The sequence below is a fragment of the Microvirga sp. BSC39 genome (genome assembly GCF_000739015.1).
In the GTDB taxonomy this organism is placed as follows: domain Bacteria; phylum Pseudomonadota; class Alphaproteobacteria; order Rhizobiales; family Beijerinckiaceae; genus Microvirga.
In genome coordinates this window covers 1-18,436 of record NZ_JPUG01000058.1, presented here as the reverse complement: position 1 = coordinate 18,436, position 18,436 = coordinate 1, and the positions used below count along the sequence as shown (strand labels likewise).

Here is an 18,436-nt window from a genome sequence, read left to right as displayed (position 1 = left end):
CGCCGACGACGGTCGGTGCCAAAATCACAAAGCACCATATCTTGGTTCCAGCGACGAGAATGACCGGTTGTGGCACTGAGACGAAGTCGACGGGATGTTCGCTTAAAACAGGAATACCGGACGACCCTGAGGTAAAGGGGATCGTCGCCGCGGACCCGTGACGTCTGGGAGGAACAAAAGGTGGCTAGCCTCCAGGACTGCGGCAGAGGGCCGACAGTCTGCCTGACTACGGGAGCTGTTAACAGATCCCTCACCATGTTGATCAGAAGGCGACTGCGCATATGAACGCCCCTTCCGCTTCCGGGTTAGCTCAGCGAAATCGCACGAGAAGGGCCACCAGCATGATGCCGATCTCTTCGCTCTGGAGCCGTGTCCCACAGCCTGAGTGCCGGCTCGCAGAGGCAAGCCGCACCCGTGTTCTCGTCGTCGAGGATGACCTGCTTGTCGGGGCTATGGCAGCCGAGGCGCTCGTGGAGGCGGGTTTCACAGTCCTGTCCGCCGCCAGTGCCGAGGAGGCCAACATCATCCTCGCTCAGGAGGCCATCGATGTACTGTTCACAGACATCGATTTGGGAGGGCGCGACGGATGCGAGCTGGCTCACCAGGCTCTTGAGGCACAGCCAGGACTTGCCGTAGTCCTGACGTCAGGCCGCTCGCGCAGGTGCCACGCTGATCGTCTTCCACAGGGAGCAGCGTTTCTCGCCAAGCCTTACCGCCTGCCGCACGTGATCGACGAAGTTAGTCGCGTCGTGGAGGCAATATCGTCTCGCTAGCAGTCTGCATCCGATCTGCCGCGGCAGGATCTATCACCAGACCCTCATCGCAACAGGAGATACCTATGCGCATTCCACTTGCCGTTCTCGGGAGCACCCTTCTTCTAGCGTCTTCGGCTCTAGCTCAAGTGCCGGCTGAGGTCGAAGCGTGCCGCCTGTCAGGGTTAGCGGCTCTTAAGGAGCGGTCGCCCTCATTGGAGCATCTTACCTTCGACATCCAGTCGCTGGCCATCTCCAAGGCAGACACCAAAGTGGAGGATACGCCGATCCGAATGGTTGTCATGGGAGAGGCCTATCTCCAGCGCGAGAAGAGCGACAAGCCGAACCGTTTCATTTGCCTTATCAGCGACAAGGGCAAGGTGGTGCTCACCTTCTTCACAGAACAGTAAAGCGCGCTTGCTCGGCTATACGGCTCCGCTCCAGAAGAGGGCGGGCTCAGGGATGTGGAGGGACCTAAGGGATCTCTATAAAGTCTCACTCCCTGCGGGCCGACTCTCCCTTCTCTTCATCCGTGCGCCGCCCGATCCATCTCAGGTCAAGCGCCAGCGCCTCGATCTCCTGGGCAGAGAACTCAGAGGAGGGAGCAGGAAGCCGGCCGTGAGCACATGGCAGAGCCCCGGCTCGCCCTCGATCTGCGCCCATGGCCTAGAGCGAAGCCATGTCCCGATAGAGCTTGAGGGGCAAAATCCCTGCCTCCCGCGCGAGCACCGCCTCGCTCACCAGGCGGCGGTGACGAGGAGAATCTGCAAGAGATCAAAAAAGGCGTTCGGCGCGAGACCCAGGCTCGAGCGTCCTGCGGTCCCCTTCGCCTCATGTTCCCGGATGCCCCCAGGAGCGCACTACGTTGCGGCACACCCGTGGGCCCGTGTCACTGTTGAACGCCGAGTCAATCCGTCTACATACGGCACCTGAACTGCAAAGCTCGTACGCGCCGCCTGGGCGAGTGTGGTACCTATCGGTTCTTGGATCGCATGGAGCCCCCATGTCTGCTGTTCTCAAGCGTAACAATGTCAAGGTTTTCGGGCGCGGCGAACAGCCCATGATCTTCGCCCATGGCTATGGTTGCGATCAGAACATGTGGCGGCTCATCACGTCCGCGTTCGAGGAGCGCTACAGGATCGTCCTCTTCGATCATGTCGGGCACGGGCAGTCGGATGCCGGCGCCTTCGATCCGGTGAAATACAGCTCTCTCAATGGCTACGCTGAAGACGTGCTGGCGATCTGCCGGGAGCTGGACCTGAAGGATGTCATCTTCGTCGGCCACTCGGTCAGCGCCATGATTGGGGTTCTCGCCGCCATCAAGGAGCCGGAGCGGTTCGATCGGCTCGTCCTGATCGGCCCCTCGCGACGCTACATCAACGACGGCGATTATGTCGGTGGGTTCAAGCAGGAGGACATTGAGGGGCTGCTCGACTTCCTCGATAGCAACCATCTCGGCTGGTCGAGCACCATGGCCCCGGTGATTATGGCCAACCCGGATCGCCTGGAACTTGGCGAGGAGTTGACCAACAGCTTCTGCCGCACCAACCCGGAGATCGCCAAGCACTTTGTGCGCGTGACGTTCCTGGCGGGCAATGTGGCCGATCTTCCCAAAGTGAAGACCAAGGCTCTCATTCTCCAGTGCTCGCAGGATGCCATTGCTCCAGAGAGGGCTGGGCGCTACATGCACCGGAACCTGTCAGGCAGCGAGTTCGTGCTGATAAAGGCAACAGGGCACTGTCCGAACCTGAGCGCCCCCGAGGAGACGATCGCGGCCATGGAAGCCTTTCTGAGAGATTTCCCGACCAAGGCCGTCGCATAGTGAAGATGGACCAGGGGTCGCTCATCGAGACGGTTGAGGAACTCTACGAGAGTGCTCCCTGCGGCTATCTGTCAACCCTGCCGGACGGCACCATCATCAGAGCCAACCAGACGTTCCTCACCTGGATCGGCATGGACCGGCTCATGCAGGAGGCCAGATTGATCGAACGTAGTGAGGTGCTGCGGGATGTGCTGAGCGGCCTGTCTCGTGCCCAGAAGACGCTTCCGGGCAAGTACCTGTGGGATGAGACGGGTTCATCCCTGTTTGATCGCATCTGCAACACGCAGGATTACTACCTCACCCGCTGCGAAGGTGCTCTCCTACGCTCGACGGTAGATGAGATTGGCTGCCTGATTGGGTCTGGCGCCACGATCGTCGAATTTGGCAGCGGAGCAAGCCACAAGGTTCGCATCCTGCTCGATGCGCTCACTGCGCCGAAGCGGTACGTCGCTATCGATATCTCACGTGAGTATCTTGAAGCCGCTACTCTGCGGATTGCAGCGGACTATCCGGAAATCGAGGTTTATCCGGTTTGCGCAGATTACACGAAGCAGATCGGTCTTCCAATACAGCGCGGGGCCGGTCCGATCCTTGGATTCTTCCCAGGCTCGACAATCGGAAACTTCGATCCTGCAGGCTCAATCGCATTTCTGACGCGGGCACGCGAGACACTTGGGCCGAGTTGGTTTCTGGTTGGAGTTGATCCCAATCCTGACGAACAGAGCCTGTTGCGCGCCTACAGCCAGGCTGATGGTCTTATGGCTGAGCTGCACAAGAACCTGTTGGTTCACCTCAATCGCCTTCTCGGCACTGCATTCGATCCCGGTGACTTCCGCCACGAGGCCCGCGTGCAGCATAACCCGTTCCGTGTTGAGGCTCATCTGGTTGCCACCAAACCACTGACGTATCTGGTTGGTGAGGTCCCAATCACGTTTGAGTCCGGGGAGAGCATCCACACGGACACCTCGTACAAGTATGATCCTAGCACCTTCCAGAACTTAGCAAGCCAAGCGGTTTGGCAACCTGTGAAGTGCTGGTGCGATGAGCAAAATCGGTTCTGCCTTCACTTGCTACAATCGGGCCAGGAGAGTGATGCCCAGCAGAGCGACGACGGCTAGCGTCAGCTGAACCCGCAGCGACGTATACCATCGAGGCGCAAGACCCTGGCGCACGGTCGCGATATCGTAGGCTAAGAGTGCAAGGAAGCCGGCGATCAGTCCTGTCAGACCTGCTCCATTCGAAATGAGCAGGCATAGGACTGCGACCAGGGCAGGACCAACGGAGATGAGGTAACGCGAGAATGGCGCGCGCCCTGCGTCGCGCGGCAGCAGGATGCCCCATTGAACGCCGCCCATGAACGACAGGATGCAGGCGCCATAGGCCCGCAAGGCCATGGTCATATCCAAGGACCAGGGGTGGATGTCGAGAGCAGATGCTGCAGTCAACAGAGCAAAGGGAATAACCCCGGCCCATCCCAGGAGCAGAGCGGGTCGCGGGATCACGTCGGTCGTCATCATGGCGGCTCCTTCATAGGGAGATTGAGATGTGGCGGCTATCTTCTGTGTCAATCGCTCCTGCTGGGCTGCGCTTATCGGGAGCGCACCCAAGCCGAAACTCCTCCTGTCCTTGCACGTTGCTTCTCATTCCGGCTGACAAGGAGGCTACACCGATGATGTGTCCCTACTGCAAGCACGACGTAGGAGGCCCTTGCGACGATATGCGGGAGGTCCAGTAGCGCCCTGACAGCCATGTTGAGCGCTGCTAGAAGGTGTTCAACCGCCAGAAGGATGCAAGCCAAGGCCAATCTGGCAGCTGGTTTTGTTTCGGAAAAATGGAGAGCACTTCTTGTATGAAGCAGGAGGATCTCCATGCCCCAGACACGCTTTACGAAAGAGTTTCGGGATGAGGCTGTTCGGCTCGCCCTGACCAGCGGCCGCAGCCGACGGGCGATTGCTGAGGATCTCGGCGTCGGCTTGTCGACCCTACGCAACTGGATCGACCGCCGCCGCGAGCGCCAGATCGACAATCTACCGGCAGATCGGCAGGAGGACATGGTAGCCGAGCTGAAGCGGCTGCGGCGTGAGAACGAAATCCTGCGCCAGGAACGGGAAATCCTCAAACGAGCCACCGCTTTTTTGCCAAGGAGGGAAGTCGATGAGGTTCCAACTCATAGATGCGGCGAAAGAGAGCTTCCCCGTCACCCGTCTGTGCCAGGTCCTGGGTGTCAGCCAGAGCGGCTACTTCGCCTGGTGATCTCGTCCAGCCGGCCCGCGCCAGCGGGAGGATCTGGTTCTGTTGGTCCACATCCGCTCGGCCTTCGCTCTCTCTACCGAGCCTTATGGCAGTCCGCGCATGACCCGCGAGTTGCAGGATGAGGGGCTGCAAGTCGGTCGCCGTCGGACCGCCCGGATGATGCGGGAGAATGGGCTCAAGGCCCGGTGGAAGCGCCGCTTCAAGCGCACCACTGACAGCCGTCAGGCCTTTCCAACTGCGCCCAACCTGCTCGAGCAGGACTTCTCAGCCACACGCCCGAACCAGAAATGGAACGCCGATATCTCGTACGTGTGGACGGGTGAAGGCTGGCTGTATCTGGCCGTGATCCTGGGGCTCTTCGCCCGGCGGGTGGTTGGCTGGGTGGTGAGTGACCGGCTTCACAAGGAACTGGCGCTTGAGGCGCTGCGCAAGGCTCTGGCGATCCGGCAGCCGGCCAAGGGGTTGATCCATTACGCGGATCGCGGCAGTCAATACTGTTCGATCGGGTATCAGGCCGAGTTGAAGAAGCACGGCATCCGGATCTCGATGTCAGGGAAAGGCAATTGCTTTGGCAATGCGGTTGTCGAGAAATAGAGAAGGGCCAGTTGTCAGATGTGCCGCATCAACAGGCCGTGCATATGACTGCACCCGACCACCTTGCAGACAAGTCAACAAATCCCTTGCCAAAAGGGAGCGTCCACATATGACAGTATCGTCTCTGATGAACCAGTAGATAAGGTTCTCAGCCAGTAAGTTCGCTATCGCAGGTCGCGTGTAAGCTGATGCTGTACCAACGTGCGGTGAAAGAAAGACGTTATCTCAGGCGAGCAGATCTTCTGGAACATGTGGCTCGTTGGCATAGACATCGAGGCCAGCAGTGCCGATGGGGCATGGCCTCCGCGGCTTTCGTGTCATTCGTAGGCCGGGCGGGGGGCGCCGTAAGTGGATCATGTCTCAGTCTAACCCTCTGTTTACGGTTTGCTCTCAGAGTCACGACACTGCCGGAATCAGCTTGGCCCATAACCAACCAGTTGCGTAAGAGATCATGCATTCGACCCGTAAACCACCCTTCGCTCCGCCCGCCCTTCCCGGAGAGGAAGTTGCCCGTGAAATCACCAACGTCGTGCGGTTGCGGCAGGATCGAAGGGAACCCGAAGGCAGCCCAGCACAGGATGGTGACGAGCCGCCGTGGAGGCAGGCCTTTGTTCTTGCCGAGGGCGTGAAGGCCACGCGCACCCCGGACAAGGTCATTAGAGCCCGCAACGGCCATGGAGAACTCCCATCCAACGAGCCTAGGCACCCGGCGCCCGCAGTCAACTCGACGGGTGAGCACATCCGCTCCGTAATCGACGAGGAAACCGTTGGGGCATCCGAGCCGGCCGTCAGAAGCCAGATCGCGGAATTACGATCGGCGTTGGCCTTTGAGGATCCGGTATCAGAACGACTGGCATCCCTCGCCGACAGAGAAGCCGCGTTGACTGACGCAGCGGTCTTTGGAGAAGCAGCTGGTGCTTCGCGCCGGATGATCGAAACGGCGACACGGCTTCCGCTGCCCCAACAGGCCCCTGCTGCGGATGAGGTGCCTCACCAAGAGTACCCCCCGGCTCCTCGCATGGCGCTGGCCGCGGCTCCCTTCAGCTTAACGTCCGCGGCCGTCTCGTTCTCATGGCAAGGCCTTTCATACGAAATGGCTGGCGTCCGTTCGGCGGGCGATCTGCAAGCTCCCTCGGCTGCTCCTGCCGATGGGCAGATGCTGGAGATAACTGAGGTGATCGCAGACAGCCAAGCGGATCCGGATGGAGCGCTCGAAACGGAATATGGCGTCTCCATTGAAGCAGTGCTGCCATCCGAACAACCCCAGGAAACGGCCGTCGAGACCGGGATCGCTGTTGTGGAAGGAGAAGCGGCTCATGCGGTTCCAGATACCAGTGTGTCAGATCCTGTTGAGGAGGTCGATTTCGGCTACCTCGCTCTTTATGAGGACCTCCTACCGGCAGTAAGCGGACAACCACAGCTGGAGAAGCTTGCCTTTCAAACACAGCCCGAACCGTTGGTTGACTCTGTTCCTGACCCGGTACGTGATCAGGCCGCTGTAGCGGTTCAGGAGCGGATCGAGGAGGTGCCCGTGCCTGATGCTGTGCCAGCACCAACTCAGGCAGAGGTTGCCCTGATCCAACCGCTTCAGGAGACCCGCCCGGTCGTGGACCTTCCCAAAATCGCACTATCGACTTGGGAGCACCCGATCTCCCGTCCTGCTGCAACAGAGGACTGGTTGTATCAGAAGCCGGACATCGCATTCCTGGCCGAGCCGCCGGAACGCGAAGGGCCAGAGCTGACCGAAGATATCCTGGAGGAGACGGCGGGTCGGTTGGAGAAGGTCATCCGCGACTTCGGCGTGAAGGGCGAGGTCATCCATGTTCATCCAGGCCCGGTGGTCACGCTGTACGAATTCGAGCCTGCACCCGGCATCAAGTCATCTCGCGTCATTGCGCTCTCAGAGGATATCGCGCGCTCGATGAGTGCCGTCTCCGCGCGCGTGGCGGTCATCCCAGGTCGCAACGCCATTGGCATTGAACTGCCGAATGAGGCACGGGAGACGGTGTACCTGCGCGAATTGCTTTCATCAGCCGATTTCGAGGTCTCGAAACACAAGCTTCCCCTCTGCCTCGGCAAGACGATCGGGGGCGAAGCCGTCATCGCGGATCTCGCCCGCATGCCGCACCTGCTGGTCGCCGGCACCACGGGTTCAGGAAAGTCGGTGGCGATCAACACCATGATCCTGTCGCTCGTCTACCGCTTCACGCCGGAAGAATGCCGCCTGATCATGGTGGACCCAAAGATGCTGGAGTTGTCCGTCTATGACGGCATCCCCCATCTGCTCACACCGGTCGTGACCGACCCAAAGAAGGCGATCATCGCCCTGCGTTGGGCTGTGCGGGAAATGGAGGACCGCTATAAGAAGATGGCGAAGTTGGGCGTGCGCAACATCGACGGCTTCAACGCCCGCATCGCGGAGGCCAAGGCCAAGGGGGAGGTCATCACACGGACCATCCAGACCGGCTTCGACAAGGCCACGGGAGAGCTGACGTATACCGAGGAGGTCATGGACCTTACATCGCTGCCGTACATCGTGGTGATCGTCGACGAGATGGCGGATCTCATGATGGTGGCCGGCAAGGAGATCGAGGGCGCCATCCAGCGCCTGGCCCAGATGGCCCGTGCGGCCGGCATTCACGTGATCCTGGCCACGCAGCGGCCCAGCGTGGACGTGATCACCGGCACGATCAAGGCGAACTTCCCGACCCGGATCTCGTTCCAGGTCACGTCCAAGATCGACAGCCGCACCATTCTTGGCGAGATGGGCGCCGAGCAGCTCCTGGGGCAAGGCGACATGCTCCATATGCAAGGAGGGGGCCGCATTGCTCGCGTTCACGGGCCGTTTGTCTCGGACGTGGAGGTCGAACGGGTCGTTGCTCACCTCAAGCGACAGGCCAAGCCCGTCTACGTTGAGGCGGTCACCGCCGAGGAGGACGAGGAGATGGAGGCGGAGGAGACCCCCGTCTTCGACGAAGGCGAAATGGGGCTAGGATCGGGCGAGCTGTTCGACCAGGCGGTCTCAATCGTGCTGCGGCACAAGAAAGCCTCGACCTCTTACATTCAGCGGCGGCTGCAGATCGGCTACAATCGGGCGGCCTCAATCATGGAGCGGATGGAAAAGGAGGGCATCGTCGGACCTGCGAACCATGCGGGCAAGCGCGAGATCCTGATCGGAACGGGTGGAGTGGACGAGGATTGAGTCTGGTAGCAGACCGGACTGGCACACGCGATCGAGCATCGGCTCAGCCTCTAGCAGTCGGTGTAGCCTGCCGGTCTCATCTCGTCTCCACACCGTGCTCCCGGGAGTGCTCCGGTACTCCTGGGGGCTGTCGTTTTGGGGAACATTCTCTCAGACGTTGAGGTATCGGTCGCGGGCACATCGGGCGAAGGCATGCTCCACCGGGAGGCCAGTGAGAAGTGCTTAACTCATCAGCTCAAATGGGAGGCTGATCTCATCGTCTAGGCCATGCCTTAGACGTTAACAGTTACGCTGCTTGAGTGCACTTCGTCGTTTTGCGACAGAATCGGTGACCGAGCACTGCCTGGACACAGCAGCGCTCGGTCACTGGTCCCACTCAGCCTCAAGCTATTGAGCTGACCTCTTCATTGGTTCAGCAGTCGCTTCAGCAAGCGGCTCCACCCCGTGGGGAATGGTGGTATCCATGGTTGCTTTCAGGAGACCTGATGTCTCAAGTGAGCGACTGAGAGCGACAATGACGTCATCCGCAGCAGAAACATTGTTAGCCCTGGCAGTTGGCTGGCATCGGTCGAGCATATCAAGCACCGCCTCGACCTGCTGGCTCGAGAGCGGAACCTCTGGGTTTGTCTGTAGGCCATTGAGAGCGATATAGCGCCACTCATAAAGAAACTCAGAGGTCACCTCGGGACCGAACCAGATGGGGATCTCGAAAGCCTCGGCCTGTTGGTCGTTATCAAACTCGGCTGTGATGAGATCGAAGCTGCTGGGATACACGACGCGGTCAAGCTGGATCTGGTGGTTCAGCCCGCTCTGCAGAGGTAGGTGGAGGCGGTCGTAGGAGATCTGCCCGATACAAAGGCCAAACAGCGCTTCGGCATGTTCACGAGGAAGCGGGGCGAGTTTCTCCACCACGTCGCCTGCTGGATCGTGCCCTGACAAGACAAAGTGCGCTTGATCTGCTGCAAGCCGGATGAACTGGTCTTTTCCAGACTGAGACGAGAGATGACCCTCGACTACCTGACGGTCGACGCCGCGATCTCTCGCAATGAGGCGAGCAATGCATGGAGAAACCAGGAAGCGGCGGGTATTCTTCATGGGAGTACCTGCGAAATGATATGACTATGAAACGCAAGGCACATGGTCTGCTCAAACCTGTTTACAAACGCTTAGCGCAATGTTTTCCTAAAGATTGATGCCTCGTCGTGAGCCCTAAACAAGTAAGTCCCGGATTGCTCCGGGACCCTTAGTTCATCACGCTGGAGACAGAGCTTAGAAGCCGCCCATGCCGCCGCCGGGCATCGCCGGAGCGCTTTCGCGCTTGGGAGCCTCGGCAACCATGGCCTCGGTGGTCACGAGCAGGCCGGCCACCGAAGCGGCGTCCTGCAGAGCGGTGCGGACCACCTTGGCCGGATCGACGATACCGGCCTGGAGCAGATCCACGAACTCTTCCGTCTGGGCGTTGAAGCCGAAGGTGTCAGACGAGGTGTTGTCGTTGATCTTGCCGACAACGATGGAGCCTTCGACACCGGCGTTCTCGGAGATCTGACGGATCGGAGCCTCAAGAGCGCGCAGCACGATCTTGATGCCGGCCTGGACGTCCGGGTTGTCGGTCTTGAGCTTCGCAACAGCGCCCTTGGCGCGCAGCAGAGCCGTGCCGCCGCCGGGGACAATGCCTTCTTCCACCGCAGCGCGGGTGGCGTTCAGGGCGTCGTCAACGCGGTCCTTCTTCTCCTTGACCTCGACCTCGGTCGCGCCGCCGACGCGGATCACCGCGACGCCGCCTGCGAGCTTGGCGAGACGCTCCTGGAGCTTCTCACGGTCGTAGTCCGAAGTTGGTCTGCCTCCTGAAAAGTGATCCTCCCCGAAGTATGGCTTTTGCGCCGAAGGAGGACAGGAGATGGGTAAGAACAGGCATACGGCCGAGGGGATTGTTTCCAAGTTGCGGCAGGTTGACGTACTGACCGCACAAGGTCGGACGATGGAGGAAGCCATTCGGCAGATCGGCGTGACGGAGGTCACGTACTACGGGTGGTGAAACGAATACGGCGGGCGGAAGTCTGACCAGTGAAGCGGCTCAAAGAGCTGGAGATGGAGAATGCCCGGCTGCGTCGAGCCGTCTCGGACCTCACCCTGGAGAAGTTGATCCTGAAAGAGGCCGCCTCGGGGTCCGAAGGGCCGCGTCAGCAAGACTACTGAGCCCCGTCCGCCGTCGCGCCTGTGTGGAGCATGTGATCGCCAAGTACGGAGCCTCGGAGCGGCTGGCCTGCCGGGTGCTAGGCCAGCACCGTTCCACCCAGCGCAAGGTTCCCAAACAGCCCGAGGATTAGGCGGCCCTGACCGCCGACATCATCGCACTGGCCACCCAGTACGGCCGTTACGGCTATCGTCGGATCGCGGCTCTGCTGCGGGAGGCAGGCTGGCTCGTGAACAAGAAGCGGGTGGAGCGGATCTGGCGGAGGGAGGGGCTGAAAGTGCCGAGTAAGCAACCCAAGAAAGGTCGGCTCTGGCTCACCGATGGTTCGTGCATCCAGCTGCGGCCGGAGTATCCCAACCATGTCTGGAGCTACGCCTTCGTCGAGGACCGCACCCATGACGGGCGCAAGTTCCGCATGCTCAACATCATTGACGAGTTCACGCGGGAATGCCTGGCGATCCAGGTGGACCGGCAATTGAAAGCCGTCGATGTGATCGACGTGCTGTCGGACCTGTTTATCCTGCGTGGCATCCCAGGTCACATTCGCTCCGGTAACGGCAGCGAGTTCGTGGCCAAAGCTGTGCGCGAGTGGATCACGGCTGTGGGAGCCAGGACGGCTTACATCGAGCCGGGCAGCCCATGGGAGAACGGCTATTGCGAGAGCTTCAACTCGAAGCTTTGGGATGAACTGCTGAAGGGAGAGATCTTCTACACCCTGCAGGAGGCCGAGGTGATCATCGAGAGCTGGCGCCGACACTACAACACGGCGCGCCCGCACTCATCCCTGAGCTACCGGCCGCCCGCACCAGAGGTCTTGCTACCGGCTTCCAAGCTGGCGCCCAGGCCGACCCTGAATCAACATCACACCCGGATCACCCACATGGGGCAGGCCAGGTTGAGGGGATTGAACATTCGCGCAAGGTTGGCCCCGAGCTTGAGGCGGAGATAAAGCTATTCATGCGTCTTCTGCGCGTTGCGGTAACGCCATAAACAGGCAGGTAAACGGCATTTACGGAAACGCCTCGGCACTCCTCGCGTCCTGCTTTTCATCCCGCACGGGCAGCATCTGCCGGCTCTTCATATCAGGCCGCTGGAAACTCAGGCCATCCCGGTTTTGTCAGTCAGTTTCGCAACCTGCCGATCCTCATCAGATCTGGATACGGCAACTAGTGCGTGGAGCCGAACTACATTGATCGGGAGGAGCACGAGGTGAAGGATGAGAACGGGCATGAACAGGCCCATCATTCCATATCCAATGAAGCAGACATTCGCTCCAATCGCCAGGATCCGCATCGGCAGCATTGCTCGTTGAGCAAAGGTAGCGAGAGTCAAGGCCGACGCGGCATAGCCCAGAATGTCGATCTCGTTCGATACCATGGTGACAACTCCATAATGTTCTTCTGCTGGATCAGCTTTGTCGCTGACCAGACATGTTCAGCGGCCCGACGGCAAGGCCTCGGCGCTCCGTTGTAGGCATGATGCCATTCAACTGCTTTTGCTTCTTGCGGAAGGCGATGCGCTTCCATGCCGTCAGGCCTAAGATGATGCCGCAGCACGCCGTGTTAGCTACAAAGACGGCTGCCATGCGCCAGTCATCCACCACAAGAGCGGCGTAAGCGACGGTCGATAGATGAGATGCGCCGAAGAGTGCCCACGTCACGTAAGAGATGGCCGCCGCGCCTTGCGTGTCACGCCCGATCCTCACGATCTGCGGAAGATAGGCGAACACCCGGACCGTGTTGCATGCAGTGAACACGACCAATGCCACATCCGCTGGAGTGAACCACATGATCAATCCGCAGTATTGGCGCTGAAGGGGCAGAAAAACACGATCTCACCTCGCGTCTCCAGGAGTTTCTGAGCGGCCAGATTCAGCTTTGCGGTGCCGAAGCGCTCGTAAAGCGAAGTGGTTGTGACACGGGGCTCGGGCACGTAGCTCCGCCCAACCAGGTGGAGAGCTGCAGCCCCATCTTCGGACCCGAACTTGCTCTCGAAATACAAGCCCCGGCACCTACATCCCGACAGATCGATGTCGGAGATTGACCTGCACTCCTCCTCGCTATCGATTTCTGCTTCTCCTGCCCAGGCTCCGGACGCCCCGAGGCAGGTCGCGGACGCGGAGGCGATGACGGTGTACTTCATTGAGATGTCTCCTTTTGGTTCAAACCCGGAAAAACGACGGCAGGTCGGCTGCCCTGACAGCGGGCGCAAGTCCGCATTCCCCGCATCGGAGCGCAGTGCGACACAATCATGATACGAGACTCAACAATCCGCCGATCAACAGCAGGCAGCACTGACGATGACTTAAATCGACAACTTGGATGTCTTCACATACAGCATGAAGCGAAGCGCCTCACGTGCCATCCTCTGTTCGGAGGATAACGGTGATCAAATCTTTCCGAAACTCTTTCCATAGGAATCAGAGGGATCCGAGAAGGCGCTCGAGATCCCTCAAGTTTGCAGCCCCTGTCTTTGCGAGGATGGCGTCAACCTGGGTTTTGATGGTCGTCACACGCAGGCCACGCGCCGCTGCGACGGCTTCCTTTGTCACACCACCATACAGCGCGCGAGCTACCTCGGCCTCATTCATTGTCAATCCGAACAAATCCCGGAGCAGCGCCGCGGCAGGAGGCTCCCTCGTAGCCGACAGGTCCCGCAGGAGCACCAGCGCCCGGTGAGGCACACGACCAATTGAAGTATTCCGAATGCCAGCGAGACGGCAGGGCAGAGGCGAAACAAGCACCGCAATTGCGCTCGTGTGCAGTCTGCTCCAGACCCGCAGGGCGCCGCCTGACCCACCATCCGATGCCACACTCCGTATCAGACTCAGAAGCCTCGAATTCTCGTCGCTATGGCAGGCTGCGACCATCGTCCGCCGCCCCCGTGTGCTGCCGCACGACCGGTTGAGCTGAATCCCGCTGTTGGAGGCAACCATTGCCTCGGCCGCTAGGTTCGCGAGCAGCCCTGTCCTTCGGCATCGACGATCAAAGCTCCTACCGCCAACCCGTCGAGAGCCGCTTGCGACGCCGATGCCATCGCTTGGGCGGGACGGAGCTGATGACGGATCTGCAGAGCTCGCTTCAGGTGCGGCAGAACGGCTTGTACGAGCCGGGCATCCTGGCCGTCGAACGGAGGCGCTCCGTCAGGTCGATGAAGGCCGATCGGCATCACGCCTGCGACCCCCAACGTAACGACCGTGCCTACAACGTAGCGCAGTCCATAGTGGCGCCCGAAGTCATTGTAGAACTCGCTACGGAGGAACTCGCCGTCGGGAACGAGATGGCCACTGGTCCATACTCTCGGGATCTTTCCGGGGGGCGCGTTCGCGATGGCTCGGGCTGCGCGATTAGTCCAGAGGTCGACCGATCGGTAATGCTGCTGGTAAGCGACCACAGCCTGAGGTGGGATCTCGGCATGGTAGAGGATCTCGCCGGTACCCGCCTGGAAGTCGCCCGCCATGAGGGAGGCGCTTCTCGCGTCCACCAGACGCTCGAGACCCTTGCCAACAGCCGACCACGGTGTTCCACCGCTTGCCGCATCATAGATGAGTTCCGTCAACGCCAACAGCCGATCGGACATGGCGCAAGCTCCACGCCTGTGATGCCCCCAAAGTGCTGTTGTTGGGCGCTCAAGCGCCGCAGGGGCATCCTAGCATAACGGAATGGAGGTGCATCCTCCCTTTGGAGGATGCCCGCAATCCTGCGGCGGACGCACTTCCTGAAGGATGCATAGGGTCTGAGGCATGTTTATGGCCCATTCCGAGCATCGCTTGTACGCACCGGAACCGGCGGAAACGGGCATTTGGGGCGAAGGGGAAAACAGAGGCGTGTGACTTCCATAACCCACCATGATCATCCGAACCGTCGGCCGCACGTCCGTGCAGTGAGGCCTAGGTTTGCCAATCGAGCCATGTGACGGCAATCTCCAGCCTAACCAAGACGTTCAGTGGGTGGTTTCCGGAGCATGGTCTAGTCGGATGCCAGCTCGAGGGAAGCGGCCAATGCATAATCTTGGTCTTGAAGAATGCCGGTGCCGCGAGATGGACGAGGAGCTTTGCTCGAGCGCCGATCGTTTGTGGCCGACTCGGCCGCCAGCCTCAGTGCGCTGGAGCGGGCAGGGTGACCGACATCCGACGGCGTGAGCCTCGCCGAGGCAAGACAAGTCTAGGGGCCGGCGTTTGATGAGAAATTCCCGATCCCGGCAGGCAGGTAAGCACTTGCTCGTCAGCGTGCTGTGGCAGAATCATTATGGGGCGATCTCTTAGGCATCTGTTAAGCACGTTATGCGCGATGCCTAAATAGCAAGCACGTCTCCCTTGACCTGCAGCAGAAATCAGCAAAGCTTAGCGGGCTAAGATGTTTCATGTAGCGGATTGAGTGGTGCCGGCCATGCGCGACCATTCAATGGCATGATGCCGCTCCGCTGCGCCGGTCGAAGTCCGGCATTTTCCTTATCAGACAAAGCATAGAGCATCTGCTTGGAACAACCGGGTGTGCCGCACAAGCCGGTGGAGGGTTCAGAAATGACAATAGAACTCCCATGCCTCTGCCGCAGCATTTCGCTCCCCGAAGAGAGCGGTCTCGTCGGGCGTCTACTGTGTTCGAACCATGCACGGGTTTATTTCTTGAGCGGCTCGAATGGCTGCCGAAGCGCAAGATGATGAGAGCGGTGTCTATCTCCCACCTGTTCCGTGTGTCGGCCACAACCCGCTCCGTTCTGGGGCGCTATGTGGTCGCTCTTCTGATCCTCGGCGTCTTGACCGCGCTGAGCTTCATGGTGGTCCAGTCCCTCATCGCCCGGATGGAAGCCAGCGAGGACGTAGTCGCTCAAGCATCCGAATTGCGTTCGTCCGTTCACAAGACCATGCTGGCTCTCGACCGCATTTCGATGGGTGATCAGGCGGAAGCACGCAAGGAAGCCCGCTTCGAGGCCGAAGGGCTGCAGGCAGGGCTCGCCAAGCTGCTCGATACGTTCAACAGGTCGGAACCCCAAACCGAAGTCCGATCCATCATGGACGATCCACACGATGGCCTCGCGCGGCAAGTCCACATGCTGGTCGAAAGGGCGAAGGCTGCCGTCGCTGAGCATCAGGAGACACAGCATGCTCCTTCCTCCCACTCGGGAAGTGCGGCGACCCACACGGAGTCCATGAACCACCAAAGCCACGGCGGTGGAGGCGCGCGGCACCTAGCGCATGGCGCTCATGGGGCTCCGGCGATGAAGGCTGTTGATGCTCTGATCAAGAAACTCCGCGAGAATGCGCATGCGGAGCAGGAACATGCAGCCTTTGTCCACAATGTTCTCGGGGTCAGCATGTTGGTGATCCTGCTGATCGAGGCCGCCATCATCTTCAGGCCGCTGCTGAAGCGAGCGGAAACCGAGACCCGCAGAGCGGATCTTGTCACCAGTGAGTTGGAGTACCTTGCAGCGCATGACGCACTGACCGGCTTGCTGAACCGCGGGCAGATCGACCGGGTTCTGTCTGTTGCCGTCAAGGACGCCGTCAACACGAACCGGCAGATGGGGCTCATCCTGCTGGATCTCGATGGTTTCAAGGCAGTCAACGACACTTTGGGGCATGCAGCCGGTGACGCTGTGCTGACCGCAGTGGCCAAGCGCATTCAGAGCATTCTCAGCAGCACGAACATCGGCGGCCGGCTTGGCGGTGACGAGTTCATCGTGATCCTTCCGAACCTGCAGAAGGAATCCGAGGCCGAAACGATAGCCATGCAGCTGCTGTCCAGCATCTCTGAGCCTGTTTACTTCGAGGGAAGAGAAATCATCCCGGATGCCAGCATCGGCTATGCGATGTTCCCCATTGCTGGCAGCAACGTGGCCGCACTCCTCTCGGCAGCTGATCTCGCCATGTATAACGCCAAGCGCTCCGGTCGTGGCAGGATCTCGAAATTTTCCGAGCAAATGCGAGCCGAATCCGAGCGCGCTAGGCTCATCGACAACGAGATCAAGAGCGCTCTGCCTTCCGGCCAGTTCGAGGTGTATTATCAAACGATCCACGAGGCGGACAGCGGCCGGATCAGCGCAGCCGAGGCCCTGATCCGCTGGCACCATCCGCGGCGCGGGATCTTGACGCCTGATGCATTCCTCGAGGATCTCCGCCGCATTGGTCAGATGGATGCGCTTACGACTTTTGTCTTGGGCGAGGCAATCCGTCAGGTGTCGACTTGGCGGAGGGCTGGTTTCAATATCGGAAACGTGCACGTGAACGTAGCCGAGGAGTTTCTGCTCAAAGCTGATGCGCTTAATGAGTTGAAGAGCCTCCTTGCGGCTCACGGCGTTCACCCGTCCTCCCTGGTGCTTGAAATCCCTGAAGAGACCTCCCTGAACAATCCTGCAGTTGTCGCTACGATCGAAGGGTTTCACGCCGCAGGCATTCGCGTTGCAGTGGATGATTTCGGAGTTGGGTCGGTTTCGATGCACCACCTGTGCAAGCCTGCCATCGCGGTGGTGAAAATCGACCGGGCGCTCGTTCGGGACATCCACTCCTCGTCCGAGTGCAGGGCTTTGATGGCGTCCATTGCCGGAATGTTCCGCGACATGGGCAAGAGCGTCATCGTCGAAGGCGTAGAAACCAGACAGGAGGCGGAACTCCTGCGGGCAGTCGGATTCGAGCAGTTTCAAGGGTTCCTTTGGGCACGACCCTTGCCTGCTGCCGAGGTGCTAAGCACCGCACTCGCTATTCAACCGAAGGTCGCCTGATTGCACTTCGCAGAAGTAAATCGAACGTCAGCTTTAGGCAGGAACTCCGGACCTTCGTTGGGGCTGGAGCGTGGTCGCGGTTTGAGCCTCAGGCAACCATCCTGAGTGAATTGCGGCGCATTACAGACCACCGACCATGGATGCTTTGTCACTGCCCTCAACCATTGCGGCAAGCTCTTGCGCCAGCACACTCGCGGTAGGACTTGTATCCAGTAGTGCCTGCCAGCGCTCGGAGCTCTCCATCTTGAGGAGCCGCGCACTGCGGAGAGCTCCTGAGTGATCGCCAGCGCGCAGCCGGTCCTCAATGTTCTCCACCATGCAGTCGAGGAAGATGTCGGTGAGCTGCCTCAGGCCATGATGGTAGGCCGCTTCAGCGTTGGGGTTGCCCTCAACCTGCGGCCATTGGCGCGCATAGACGGCGCGGATGCTGTGCAGCATCCGCTCGCCGTCCCGTGAGGAACTCGTGCTGTAGCGGCGGTAGCGGGTGACCGCGGGCGCCTGGTAGCAGCAGGCTGTGAACCGGTGAGCCACCCGCAGATAGAAGTCGAGGTCGTCAGCGCCCCATGGATCCTGAAAGCCGGCAACCGCCTCCACCGCCTCGCGCCGGAACATCACCGACGAGGGTGGGATGATGTACCAGTCGAAACGGAGCAGAGGCAGATAGATATCAGCCTGTGGCGGGGGTGGAGATACAGGCCATGGTACCGGCTCACCCTCAAACGTCATCTCCTCGCGAGGACCTACCGCAAACCCGGCATCAGGACGCCTCCCCAGGGCTTCAAGCCCGGCCGTAAGAGCACAGGGGAGCAGGATATCGTCCGCATCAAGGAAGACCAGATAGCCCCCCCGGCTCCGGGCGATCCCGGTGTTGCGGGCGACTGCTGGGCCCGCATTGTCCTGCC

12 protein-coding genes and 4 pseudogenes are annotated in these 18,436 nt (G+C 60.1%); 8 read left to right on the top strand and 8 right to left on the bottom strand.

All coding sequences use genetic code 11. The annotated features are described in order from the left end of the window. Positions 1 to 341 precede the first annotated feature (341 nt). From MA07_RS09375 to egtD, 4 genes are all read left to right on the top strand, one after another. The gene (locus tag MA07_RS09375) at positions 342 to 773 is read left to right on the top strand and encodes a response regulator (protein WP_036349804.1); all 432 of its coding nucleotides are present in this window, start codon (positions 342 to 344) and stop codon (positions 771 to 773) included. 65 nt (positions 774 to 838) lie between these two features. After that, complete coding sequence (locus MA07_RS09370; protein ID WP_036349801.1) at positions 839 to 1,162, top strand: hypothetical protein; 324 nt, start codon at positions 839 to 841, stop codon at positions 1,160 to 1,162. 593 nt (positions 1,163 to 1,755) lie between these two features. Then, positions 1,756 to 2,574: an alpha/beta hydrolase gene (locus tag MA07_RS09365; RefSeq protein WP_036349798.1), complete on the top strand. Its 819-nt coding sequence runs from the start codon at positions 1,756 to 1,758 to the stop codon at positions 2,572 to 2,574. Positions 2,575 to 2,717: 143 nt separating this feature from the next. After that, positions 2,718 to 3,692 (top strand): L-histidine N(alpha)-methyltransferase, encoded by a 975-nt coding sequence (egtD, locus tag MA07_RS09360; RefSeq protein WP_052003006.1) that lies wholly within the window; start codon positions 2,718 to 2,720, stop codon positions 3,690 to 3,692. Here the strand turns inward: egtD and MA07_RS09355 are convergent. Beyond that, a complete protein-coding gene (locus MA07_RS09355; protein WP_052002994.1) occupies positions 3,645 to 4,091 on the bottom strand; it encodes a DUF3429 domain-containing protein in 447 nt (148 codons plus the stop codon). The genes egtD and MA07_RS09355 overlap by 48 nt on opposite strands. A gap of 351 nt (positions 4,092 to 4,442) precedes the next feature. Here MA07_RS09355 and MA07_RS29580 point away from each other — a divergent pair. Further along, positions 4,443 to 5,415: pseudogene (locus MA07_RS29580) on the top strand (IS3 family transposase); the annotation flags it as partial. Between the two features lie 1,018 nt (positions 5,416 to 6,433). Beyond that, positions 6,434 to 8,623 (top strand): annotated as a pseudogene (locus MA07_RS28780) (DNA translocase FtsK); the annotation flags it as partial. A 387-nt stretch (positions 8,624 to 9,010) separates the two neighbouring features. Here the strand turns inward: MA07_RS28780 and MA07_RS09335 are convergent. Beyond that, on the bottom strand, positions 9,011 to 9,718 hold the full coding sequence (locus MA07_RS09335; protein ID WP_036349796.1) for a hypothetical protein: 708 nt from the start codon (positions 9,716 to 9,718) through the stop codon (positions 9,011 to 9,013). 174 nt (positions 9,719 to 9,892) lie between these two features. Next, positions 9,893 to 10,456, bottom strand: a pseudogene (locus MA07_RS09330) (TCP-1/cpn60 chaperonin family protein); the annotation flags it as partial. A 64-nt stretch (positions 10,457 to 10,520) separates the two neighbouring features. Between MA07_RS09330 and MA07_RS09320 the strand changes: the two are divergent. Then, positions 10,521 to 11,766, top strand: a pseudogene (locus MA07_RS09320) (IS3 family transposase). A gap of 149 nt (positions 11,767 to 11,915) precedes the next feature. Here MA07_RS09320 and MA07_RS09315 read toward each other — a convergent pair. From MA07_RS09315 to MA07_RS09295, 4 genes are all read right to left on the bottom strand, one after another. Further along, the gene (locus tag MA07_RS09315) at positions 11,916 to 12,194 is read right to left on the bottom strand and encodes a hypothetical protein (protein WP_052002993.1); all 279 of its coding nucleotides are present in this window, start codon (positions 12,192 to 12,194) and stop codon (positions 11,916 to 11,918) included. A 31-nt stretch (positions 12,195 to 12,225) separates the two neighbouring features. Further along, on the bottom strand, positions 12,226 to 12,612 hold the full coding sequence (locus tag MA07_RS09310; protein WP_152568797.1) for a hypothetical protein: 387 nt from the start codon (positions 12,610 to 12,612) through the stop codon (positions 12,226 to 12,228). Further along, positions 12,609 to 12,959, bottom strand: a complete 351-nt coding sequence (locus MA07_RS09305) for a hypothetical protein (RefSeq protein WP_036349790.1) — start codon at positions 12,957 to 12,959, stop codon at positions 12,609 to 12,611. Before MA07_RS09305 ends, MA07_RS09310 begins: the two co-directional genes overlap by 4 nt. 804 nt (positions 12,960 to 13,763) lie before the next feature. Beyond that, positions 13,764 to 14,396: a hypothetical protein gene (locus MA07_RS09295; protein WP_036349786.1), complete on the bottom strand. Its 633-nt coding sequence runs from the start codon at positions 14,394 to 14,396 to the stop codon at positions 13,764 to 13,766. 1,089 nt (positions 14,397 to 15,485) lie between these two features. Here MA07_RS09295 and MA07_RS09290 point away from each other — a divergent pair. After that, complete coding sequence (locus MA07_RS09290; RefSeq protein ID WP_160195412.1) at positions 15,486 to 17,534, top strand: EAL domain-containing protein; 2,049 nt, start codon at positions 15,486 to 15,488, stop codon at positions 17,532 to 17,534. 120 nt (positions 17,535 to 17,654) lie between these two features. On the opposite strand, the gene MA07_RS27675 is transcribed toward MA07_RS09290, so the two are convergent. Next, positions 17,655 to 18,436: glycosyltransferase family 2 protein (locus MA07_RS27675; RefSeq protein ID WP_152568701.1), on the bottom strand; the 782-nt coding region annotated here is incomplete at its 5' end.

What these genes read in the sequence shown, in the direction of transcription:
- MA07_RS09295 (WP_036349786.1), bottom strand. Translation starts at nt 14,396, where the DNA reads ATGTCCGATCGGCTGTTGGCGTTGACGGAACTCATCTATGATGCGGCA.
- MA07_RS09335 (WP_036349796.1), bottom strand. Translation starts at nt 9,718, where the DNA reads ATGAAGAATACCCGCCGCTTCCTGGTTTCTCCATGCATTGCTCGCCTC.
- MA07_RS09370 (WP_036349801.1), top strand. Translation starts at nt 839, where the DNA reads ATGCGCATTCCACTTGCCGTTCTCGGGAGCACCCTTCTTCTAGCGTCT.
- egtD (WP_052003006.1), top strand. Translation starts at nt 2,718, where the DNA reads ATGCAGGAGGCCAGATTGATCGAACGTAGTGAGGTGCTGCGGGATGTG.
- MA07_RS09355 (WP_052002994.1), bottom strand. Translation starts at nt 4,091, where the DNA reads ATGATGACGACCGACGTGATCCCGCGACCCGCTCTGCTCCTGGGATGG.
- MA07_RS09375 (WP_036349804.1), top strand. Translation starts at nt 342, where the DNA reads ATGATGCCGATCTCTTCGCTCTGGAGCCGTGTCCCACAGCCTGAGTGC.
- MA07_RS09365 (WP_036349798.1), top strand. Translation starts at nt 1,756, where the DNA reads ATGTCTGCTGTTCTCAAGCGTAACAATGTCAAGGTTTTCGGGCGCGGC.
- MA07_RS09315 (WP_052002993.1), bottom strand. Translation starts at nt 12,194, where the DNA reads ATGGTATCGAACGAGATCGACATTCTGGGCTATGCCGCGTCGGCCTTG.
- MA07_RS09305 (WP_036349790.1), bottom strand. Translation starts at nt 12,959, where the DNA reads ATGAAGTACACCGTCATCGCCTCCGCGTCCGCGACCTGCCTCGGGGCG.